The organism is Burkholderia sp. IMCC1007 (assembly GCF_027257875.1).
Classification (GTDB): domain Bacteria; phylum Pseudomonadota; class Gammaproteobacteria; order Burkholderiales; family Burkholderiaceae; genus Burkholderia.
On record NZ_JAPVQY010000039.1, the window covers coordinates 70,472 to 80,204 of the forward strand.

Sequence of the window (9,733 nt, forward strand, 5' to 3'; positions counted from 1 at the left end):
CCGACCCCTTATCCGCTTTTGCTTGGCCGCTTCTTCAATTGCCTCTTGAGGTGACAATATCCCAACACCCCATTGCCCATACTCATCATACTTGAATAATCTTGCCGGACGATGAATCCATCCGATAAATACTTTCCAATAGACAGCGGGCTGAAGGAACCAGCCCACCGACCTCATTAGAAATGGTTCAAGCCCAATTCTTCTAATACTCAGAGAGGCGAATCTTTTTTACCTATCAAATCTTCCATTCAATAGCGACCCGCCTTTCTTTCCACCCCATGGGTCATCGCGCAAATACATTGCTTGTCGATGCATGGCATCTGAGGCAAATGTAAACTTATAGAACACTTCCTCTCCATCACAGACCTCGTAATACACATCGTAAGAGTCAAGCGGCAGCGGCAACGCAATCTTGAATTTTTCAGTTGCCGAGGCAACTTCCAGCGCGCCGTGATCAGTGATACGAAACGGGGCAACAATGCATCGCGCCGCCTGCTCATCCATCTCAAATTTGTCCACCACTCGCAAATACACCTTTGCGCCAAAGGCGTCGTCAGGAAGTGGATCAAAAATGAGGTAGTCGTCGTGAAGTACCGCACCTTGATCAATGTTGCCCGTTCCCCATTGGCTCAAACCTTCGTCATACGGTCTAGACCGAACTAGAATCTGGCTATGGGAGATCAACAGATCGACCGTTTGGCTGAGATTGTCACTCATCGTAAATTTCCACCTTAACTCTTGTTCCGTCTGGCAAATCCGACAACACATTGCCGATACTTGATCCGGCTCCCCGGTTGTCACTCGGGTCGATATATCTCACGCTAGCACCGTTACCGCCTTCCTTGAACATCGCCATCGGCCACTCATCTCGATCCATGCCAGCTTTCGTTTTGACGCCGGCCAGACTGAGCTTGCGATTGAGCTTTGCGCTGCCTCTCTGGACGGTCACGATATCCGCGTGCCCGTTGTCGATCGCACGTGAGATGTGCCCGAATGCCTGCGGATATTCAGATCGCTTCAAACGCAGAGTGTAGTCATAGTCCTTTGCTTTGGCTTTGGTTAGGGTACAACCGGCCCATCCCCATGGATCGATCCATGTGATCGGATTTGGTGTGTAGCGGTACAGATTGTGCCCTCCGTTTAGTCCGATCGGATCCGGATTGATGAAGCGTCCGACATCCGGGTCGTAGAACCGGAAGGTGTTGTAGTGCAGCCCCGTTTCACGATCTAGATACTGCCCTTGGAAGCGCAAATTCTGCGGTCGAGGCACGCGGGACTGCACCGGTGCTGCGGCCTGTACTTCGCCCCACGCCGGTGTGGGGCGCTGCGGCGCCCGCGCGATCCACTCCTCCTGCACCGCATTGCCCCAAACCTTATAGCGCGCTTGCCAAACCAGCTCGCCCCCAGCGTCAGTCAACTCCTCCGGCAGTCCCGAAACATCGTTGTGGAAGTAATAAACGGCATCCCGTACATCCGCATCATTCGCCGCCGCCTTCCCTTGATCGATCCGGGCAAGCGGCACGTAACTATTGGACTCGTACAAGTACGTCAGCGCTTCCTCGCCCTGACGGTCGTGATACGTCTCCTGCACCAACCGCATGCCGTCCCACAGGAAATCCGTACTCGCATAACTGCCATTGAGCTTGCGGATCCGCCGGCCGAACGCGTCGTACTCAAAATGCGTTGTCGCGATCCCGAGCCGGTCCTTCGTCACGACGGTCTTAAGCTGGTTCCAATCGTCGTATTCAAGCGTGAGCTCCTTAGCCGGCCCATGCCCGCTCACCTTGCGAACGAGCCGCCCATACGCGTCGTACTCGAAGCGCTTGTCCTCGAACACCTTGAGCCGGTTGTGCTCGACGTAGCCGCCCGGATAATCGCTCGACACCAGGTTGGCCGCCGCATCCCAGCGAAACACTTCCGACGGCAATCCCGGCCCCACCGCCTGTTCGATGCGCCCCGTCGGGTCATACCGATAGCTCGTCGTGCCATAACGCTGATCGCGCTTCTGGATCACGTCACCTGCGGCATCGTATTGCCACTGCTTCGCAAGCAACTCGCCGCCCGCCGTACCTCGCTGCGCAGTTTGCCGCGCACGGCGCCCCACTGCGTCATACCCGAAGTGACTCGTCAGCTTGCCCTGCGTCCGTAGCACCTCGCGATGCAAATCGTCCCGTTCGATGTCCGCAACCGCGGCACCGTCGAAACGAATCTGGTGCACGTGTCCCGACCCGTAATGCAGCCAATCGATCGTGCGCTCGCCGGAAATCGTCGTGCTGACGCGATTGCCCAGCTCGTCGTAGGTGTGTGCGAGCCAGCCAGTTGGCGTGTATTCCTCGACGACTTCTCCGAGCGCGTCGTATTTCAGGCTGACGCGATTCTTCAGCGATGGTCCGCGGGCGGCAAGTGTGTACAACTCGGCCGATGTGATCCGGCCCGCCTTGTCGTACAAGTACTCGCAGCGCTCGTGCGCAGCTTGCTTCGCCGTCAGTCGCCCGATCGCATCGCGCTCGTATCGCGTCTCGATCTGCCCATCGCGTACGATCGTGCCTTGACCGCACACGTCGTACTCGTACGTACGCTTGTGGCCATCGAGGCCGATCTGTACGGAAACCAGATCGCGACGGTCATACTGAAAGCGATACGTCTCGCGGTTCTCGTTGGTCAAACTCGCGAGCCTAAACGCATCGTCATAACCGAACCGCACGACACGATCAGCCGCATCCGTGCGTGCCAACAACAATCCACGCGGATTGAGTTCGTAACGCGTGCTGCGCTGATTCGCATCAATGACCTCAACGAGACGCCCCGCCGCATCGTACCGAAACGTCTGCCGCGCACCATCAGCCGTCCCGATCCCCGTGACCCGCCCCATCGCGTCGGTTTCGTACACGGTGGCGTGGCCGGCAGCATCCGTCACCCGCGCGAGCGCACCGCGTGCGTCATACGCAAACCGCGTGACCTTGCCGGAGCAATCGGTATACGAGGTCAACTGCGCCCGGCCATTCCATTCGAGGAACTTGTACCCGCCACGCGCATCGCGAATCGTATGCACGAGCCCGCGCTCGTCCCGGTAATACTCGGTCGCGAAACCCGCCGGATCGCGCGTCATCGTCAGATTGCCGCGATCGTCGTAGCGATAGATCCAGCGCGCATTGGCCGGATCGGTTTCCGCAACAGGCAGATCGTAGTGCCCGTTCCACTCAGTGCGATCGACCTGGCCAAGCGCGTCGATTCGCTGCGTCTGCCGCCCGCGCTCGTCGTACTCGAAGCGCGTCGTGTTTCCGGCCGGATCGGTCGTACTGACCAGTTGCCGCATCGCGTTCCATTCGAGCCGCCAGACGTTGCCTTCCGCATCCGTATGGCTCGTCGGCTGCTGATCCTCGTTCCATGTCCATTGCGTCACGCGCCCGATCTGGTCGGTGACCGTCACCGAACGCTGCGCAAGGTCCGCGTCGAACGTGTACGCTTCGCCGTCGTCGGTCCAGTGGCGCACGACACGCGCATCGCGGCCGACGCCGTTCCACGCATAAAAACACTTCAAGCCGCCGCGCAACGTGTGCTGGACCATCAGCCCACGCTCGTAGGCAAAGCGTCGCCCTGTGTGGCCGCTGCGATCGGTCACGGCCACGAGCTCACCGGCATCGGTGTACGCATAACGCACCAACGTGTCCGGTTGTTCACCGTCCACACCACGCGTCAGTTCGATCGTTGCAATGCGTCGAGGATGCGATGTCTCGTAGCCCAGCGTCAGCACGCGACCCGCACTGTCACGCAACCGCACCGGCCGCACAACCTGATCTGCCGCTTCCTGCTCGACCTCGATCCAGTTGCCGTTGCGATCCTCGAGCCGCCACAGCTTGAGCGTCTCGCTGTCGGCATCGCCGCGCGCCCGGCCGAAATCGCGATACAGACCATCGACCGTTTCGACCACATAGTGCCCGCCGGCGGTACAAATCAGGTAAATGCCTTCAGGCACGCTGAAATGACTCTCACCCGGCGGCACCGCCGGAAACTCGATGTCGCGCCCCTGTTCGTCCCAGTATGTGATCGACGTGACTTCACCATGCTCGCGCGCAATCCGCAGTTCGACGCTGATCGGCACGCTCCACCCCGTCCCGAACAGGCTATCGGCACGATCGTCATGGCTGCTGTAAAAACGTCGCCACACGATCGGCAGCGGCCCAGGCAATGCGAAGTCGGTATCGTCCGAGCCGTCGAGAACCTTGCCGCCGGTAATGACGTTGACCGGGTGACCTGCTGACGGCCTCGCGAGACTGCCAAGCCATGTCCCGAATGCACTGGCCGCGAAATTCATCGCGATACACGGCACCTTGCTTTTCAGAAACTGCCCCCAGGTCATCTTGCCGCGGCCACAGACCGCCAGCGCAATCCCGAGCGCCGCCCCGAGCCATCCGAGCCGGGTAGCCGACTTCACGTCCCGCACCCGCTGCGTGCCGCCGCCGATGAAGACGTTGTCCGACCCTTCGGCAATCGTCCCGTCACACGTCGTCTTGTCACCAACCCGCGCAGCCGGTTGATCGTTGATATAAACGCTACCCGACCCGTCGGCAATCATCTGCGGCCCGGTATGGTCCGTACACGCGACGGTATCGAGATCGCCCGGCTTGGCCGCCCGCGCCGCCGGCTTGTTATTGACGTAGACGTTCCCCGAGCCGCTCGCGATCTTGCCTTTGATCTCGGGCGGTGCGATCGAATCGGCCAGCGCCTTCGCGCCGTCGTCGATCGCTTCGTTCATGCCGCTCGCTTCCATCAGCGCGCCCGAGCCGACCGCCACGCCGACACCGATCGCGATCACGAGCGGCGTCGCCAACCCGGCCGTGCCGATTTCAAGCGCGGCCAGGCCGACGAACAACAGCCCCTCCATCGCCTCCGCCACCAACGCCCCGACGACGGCACCGCCGACCACCGACCCAACCGTGCCGACAAGCTCGCCCCAGAACGACGTGTGCTGGATCGGGTCTTCGAAGCGAGCGGCCGCGAAGTGTTCCGCACTCACGACGCGTCACCCGGCCCGAGCAGGGTCGGTCGCGCCGCGCGCGGCTGGAAACTGGCGAGCATCCGGTCGGCGATTGCCTGCTGTTCGTCGGTCAACGGCGCCGCGCTGGTCAACGTCATCACGAGCACGCGGCAGGCGTCGTCCGACGGGAACATGGTCTGCATTTGATGCCACAGCCGGCCGTCGCGTTCGTGTGTGGAATCGATCTGAATGCCCGCACGCCCGGCGACGGTAACGGGTCGGCGGGCCTTCTCGGTGAGCATCCTCGCATCACGCGACGCCACTTCCCATTCGCGCGCAACGAACGCGTCGAGATTCTCGCCGTCGCGAAACCGTCCGCGGGCGATCACGAGATTGAGGCCGCCGGGGCCGACGTTCATCATCAGGATATTGACGGTGCGATCAAGCGCCGCGTCCGGCAGTTCAAAGCTGCCTTCATGGATTGCGTAGTGCATGGCTGGTTTTATTCGAGTTATTTGTTGAGATCGATGCGCGTGCCGTTGATCATCACGCCGTCGGCGGTCATCAGGATCACGGAGCCCTTGTGCTCGAGGCGGATGCCTTCCGGCGCGAGCGAGATCGAGCTGTCCTGCACCTTCAGCAGGATGCCGCGCTCGGCCACGTAGACCTGCGTGCCGCCGCCCCCGTCCTTGGCCGGCGTCGTCACCTCGACGATGGTCGCCGTGGTGCTGCGCTTCTCGGCAATCGTCTCGGTCAGGTTGCCCTGCGGAATCTGCTTTTCTTCGCTGCCCGTCGCCACGAGGACAGTACGCAGCGGCCCCAGTACCTTGTGCGTCTCGTTGTTCTCGACGACGGTGTTCATGTCCTTCTGCGCGTGCATGAAGAACTCCTGCATGCCGTTCGTGTCGGTCATGCGGATCTCGTTCGACCCCTGCCCCTTGTGCGTCTGGCTCTTGATCCCCATCGTCTGGCCGCCCGCGCCGTGATACGGGTTGCCCTGCTCGCCGTTGAACACACGGCCGACGATCACCGGGTTATCCGGATCGCCCTGGTTGAACGCCACGAGCACTTCCTGCTTGATCCGCGGAATCGCGGCCGCGCCCCAGCCGTCGCCCGCCCACGGTTGCGATACGCGCACCCACATCGAATCGGAGCCGTCCTTCTTGCCGCGCCGGTCCCACGGGAAATGCACTTTCACCGCACTGCCGTTCGTATAGATTTCCTCGCCCTTCGGACCGACGACGATCGCCGACTGCGTGCCGTGAATCACGGGCTTCGGCGTCGCGCGCGGCGCGCGGTACGGAATCTTCTTCGGCAGCAGCGAGAAGCTGTTGCGATACGGCAGCTTCGCGCTGTGCTGCGTGTAGTCGTTCACCGCCTCGTGGCGCACGTGCAGGATCACGTATTCCTGGTTGTTCTCCAGGACGGGGTGATTCGCCACGGTCACGGCGCCGGCCGTCGTCATGCGCCACGCGTAGCCGCTGCCGGTATAGCGATGCGCCTGCGCCTCTTCGGCTTCCATCGCGAAACGCGCATAGCGGTTGCCGTCGTCGCCGTGGTCGTACAGCGACTGGTGCTCGAACCGCTCGGTCGCGTCGAGCCGCGCATGCTTGAGGTTCTGCGGCTCGGCCTCGACGAGCATCAGCGGCGACGACGGGTTCTGGTAATTGAAGTCGCGAAACGTGACCTTGCCGACCCCGAAGCGCCGGCCTTCGTGCAACTGGTCGATGCCGCTGTCCTCGCTCGCTTCCGTCGCGGCGAACGGCACGGTTGCCAGCCCGCTGATCGGGCGGAACAGCAGGTTCGTATCGCCGATCACGAGAAAATGCTTGTCCTTCTGGTAGCGGTGCGTCCAGACGAGCCCCTCCTGCTCCATCAGCCGCGCGCAGAAGTTGTAGTAGGACTCCTGGTACATCACGACGTATTCGAGCGGCTTCTGGCTCATCCGGATATCGAACACGAAGTCGGAAAACCCGTGCTCCTGGAAGATCTCGGTGAGGATGTCCTGCGCGGTCTTGTTCTGGAAGATCCGGCAGTCGGTGGAGCGCGTCAGGAACCAGAACCACGGCACGGCCGTGAGGTGATACTGCGTGACGTTGCCGGGGTTGCCGGCGCGATCGAACGACGCAACGTAGCCGTCGAAGTAGCGGTCGTTGTCGCCGGTGCCCGTTGCGACGATGCGCTCGAGCGTCGACAAGCGCGCCTGCTGGTCGAGCCGGATCTTGACCTGCTGGCCGATCAGGTCGTCGGGGCGCAGGTCGTGGCGATGCGACAGCAGGTCGAGGTGGATTTCCGGCAGCCGGTTCACGTGCTCGTCGACGACGGCGGCGCTCACCAGCAGCACGTCGGGGCCGAGCGGCGTATCGAGCGTGACGTAACGATTGAGCTGGGTCAGGCGCGCGGGTTTGGCGGCGCCGTTGATCGCGTCGGCAATCGCGCCGGGCGTCTTGTCCATCAGCGAGAAGCCGGTTTGCGCGAGCTGCATCGCACGCTGGACGGTATCGACGTGCCCGGCCAGGCCGGCGAGCGGCCCGAGGCTGCCGGCAACGCTCGACGCGACAGGACCAGCGAGGCCGCCGAGCGCGCTCAAGGAACCGAGCGCACTGCCGCCAAAACCGTTGGGAATACCCCCGTTCGGAGCGAAACTCATTCTTTTTCCTTGCTTATGATCTCAGGTTCTCTCGGCCGGCTGCCCGGCGCGAAGCCTCGATAATGTAGGTCAAAACCGGATCGCGCGAAAGACGCGCCGCAAACGTTTGGTTCACGCCCCGATAATCGAAAACTAGATGAGCGGCTGAAGCCCGGCGCACGGTTGCCCGCGCCGAAGCAGCGCACCGGTCTGCGCGGAGAACAGCACGATCCGCACGAAGCTGGTGACCGGCACGTACGGCGCGAAAAACCGGTCCATCACGTGCGCGAATGCGCCCAGGCTGAACGCGGCGAAACGCTGCTCGTCCACGACCAATCGCACCTCCAGCCCCTGCACGAACGCCGACGCCGGCTTGCCCGGCAGCCAGCATCGCACGCGCGCGGTGGACAACGAGACGAGCGCGTCGAAGCGCCGCCCGCCGTCGACCGAGCCTTCCGCCCAGCGCGTGCAAAGCTGTCTGAGCTGGGTCAGGCCGCCTTTGTCGAGCCTGATCGCCTGCGGCACGAGAAGCGACAGCAGATCCCACAGCTCCCCGTAACGGAAAGCCGGTGCCCGGCTCCGGGTCGGCCGGTTCAGCAGCATGATCGTTCCCACCGGGACACCTTCCGTCAGCGCCAGTTCGCACGGCTGCATCCCGGACAGGTCGCCCTGGGTACAGGAAAGCCGGACCGCCAGTTTGCGTTTGCCCGGATCGGCAGGTCGACCGTCGCGGTCGGTCAGCAGGAGTTCGACGCCATGAAGCGGCTCCGGCGTCTCGTCCGGGGCGGGCGTCGGTAGCTTGTCCGCCGGTTTGGCCTCCTGATCGACAGGCTTGTGCTTCGGCGCCCGCCTGGCCTCATCGCGCAATACCGTCCAGAACAAGCCCGGACGCGTGTCCATGTCGCGCCGTAACGAGTGGAACGGCGCCAGCATCGACGAACCGGCATCGGAAGCCTGACGAACGGTGTCGATCGACCAGATGTCCGTCTGCGACGTACCGGCCCGGGCAAGCGCCTTCACCGGGTAATACGCGCAACCGGCGTGCGTCTCGATCGGCTGCGCATCGTCCTGGAACAGGTTGATCACGGGCGTACAGAACAGACGCACGTGGTCGGCCGTCGCAGCGGCCAGACGCTGAGCGCGATGCGAGTCGGGATGCACGCGTGCGATCGCGAGGTGCAGCGCGACGCGACGACTATCGCCCGCGGCCCGCTTGAGCGGTCGCATGTCGACGTCGACGAAGTCGAAGCGCTCCGGTACGGCGCAGTACGTCATCAGCAGGTGAAATGGCCCGAGGGTGTCGTCGGGCGGGAGGTCGAGCAGCGCATCGGCCGGCTCGAGGCCGACGGGCGTCATCGCCACGCCCGGCAGACGCTTCCAGCGACCGGAATTGCCCGCTTCGGCGAAGCTGCGTACGGCAAGCAGCAGGGTTGCGTCCGCGAGTGCCGCGACCACCTCGCGTGCGCCGGTGAAGTGCAGGCGCAACCTGTCCGGCACGAGCGCAAACGTGGCTTCCGGCGCGGTGAGCTCGAACGTGATGGTCAGCAAACCGGTCGTTTCAGGCGGCAACGCCGCGTCTCGTGGTGCGATCGCCGACGTCGTGTAACGAACGGCCGCGACGGTCAGCGGCGCGGTCGTGACGTCATCCGCCAGACGGAATACCTGCCGGCCGACGGGTGCGATCAGTCGATCGCCGCGATGGATGACGCGCGGCGACGTGTGCTTGTCGGTGCGATCGCAATGAAACTGCGCGATCGCACACGACGGAAACGGGCGCAGGAACACGCCGTGCAGCGATTCGAGAAGATCGCGCGTAAACGCCGGCACATCGTCTTCGAGACGGATGGCGTGAGATGCCGCCATCAACGCGAACGACTGCAGCAGTCGCTCGACATGCGGGTCTTCCGATCGCTCGCCGTTGATCGCGAGGCGGGCGGCAATTTTCGGGAAACGCTGCGCAAACGTCTGCATCGAACGGCGCAGCAACGCGATTTCGCGTTCGAAGTGCGGCAGTAGATCCTGGGGTTCGAGGGCCATATACGTTCCGGTCGTCGCTGCGCTGGCCGCATGGCCCGGCAGCGGTGTAAAACAGGCGGAACGATTTTATTCAGGCAATTGCAATCCTC

At 62.8% G+C, this 9,733-nt stretch carries 5 protein-coding genes; all 5 read right to left on the bottom strand.

Going from position 1 to position 9,733, the window contains the following annotated elements; all coding sequences use genetic code 11:
• Positions 1-228: 228 nt before the first annotated feature.
• Entirely contained in the window at positions 229-717 is a 489-nt protein-coding gene (gene comJ, locus O1Q03_RS27475; RefSeq protein WP_269507187.1) for a competence protein ComJ, read from the bottom strand.
• Positions 710-5,017, bottom strand: coding sequence for an RHS repeat-associated core domain-containing protein (locus O1Q03_RS27480; RefSeq protein WP_269507188.1), 4,308 nt, complete (start codon positions 5,015-5,017; stop codon positions 710-712). The genes comJ and O1Q03_RS27480 overlap by 8 nt, the downstream gene beginning before the upstream one ends.
• The gene (locus O1Q03_RS27485) at positions 5,014-5,472 is read right to left on the bottom strand and encodes a DUF1795 domain-containing protein (protein ID WP_269507189.1); all 459 of its coding nucleotides are present in this window, start codon (positions 5,470-5,472) and stop codon (positions 5,014-5,016) included. The genes O1Q03_RS27480 and O1Q03_RS27485 overlap by 4 nt, the downstream gene beginning before the upstream one ends.
• A gap of 17 nt (positions 5,473-5,489) precedes the next feature.
• Positions 5,490-7,628 (bottom strand): type VI secretion system Vgr family protein, encoded by a 2,139-nt coding sequence (locus O1Q03_RS27490; RefSeq protein ID WP_269507190.1) that lies wholly within the window; start codon positions 7,626-7,628, stop codon positions 5,490-5,492.
• Positions 7,629-7,760: 132 nt separating this feature from the next.
• Entirely contained in the window at positions 7,761-9,644 is a 1,884-nt protein-coding gene (gene tssF, locus O1Q03_RS27495; protein WP_269507192.1) for a type VI secretion system baseplate subunit TssF, read from the bottom strand.
• Positions 9,645-9,733 lie beyond the last annotated feature (89 nt).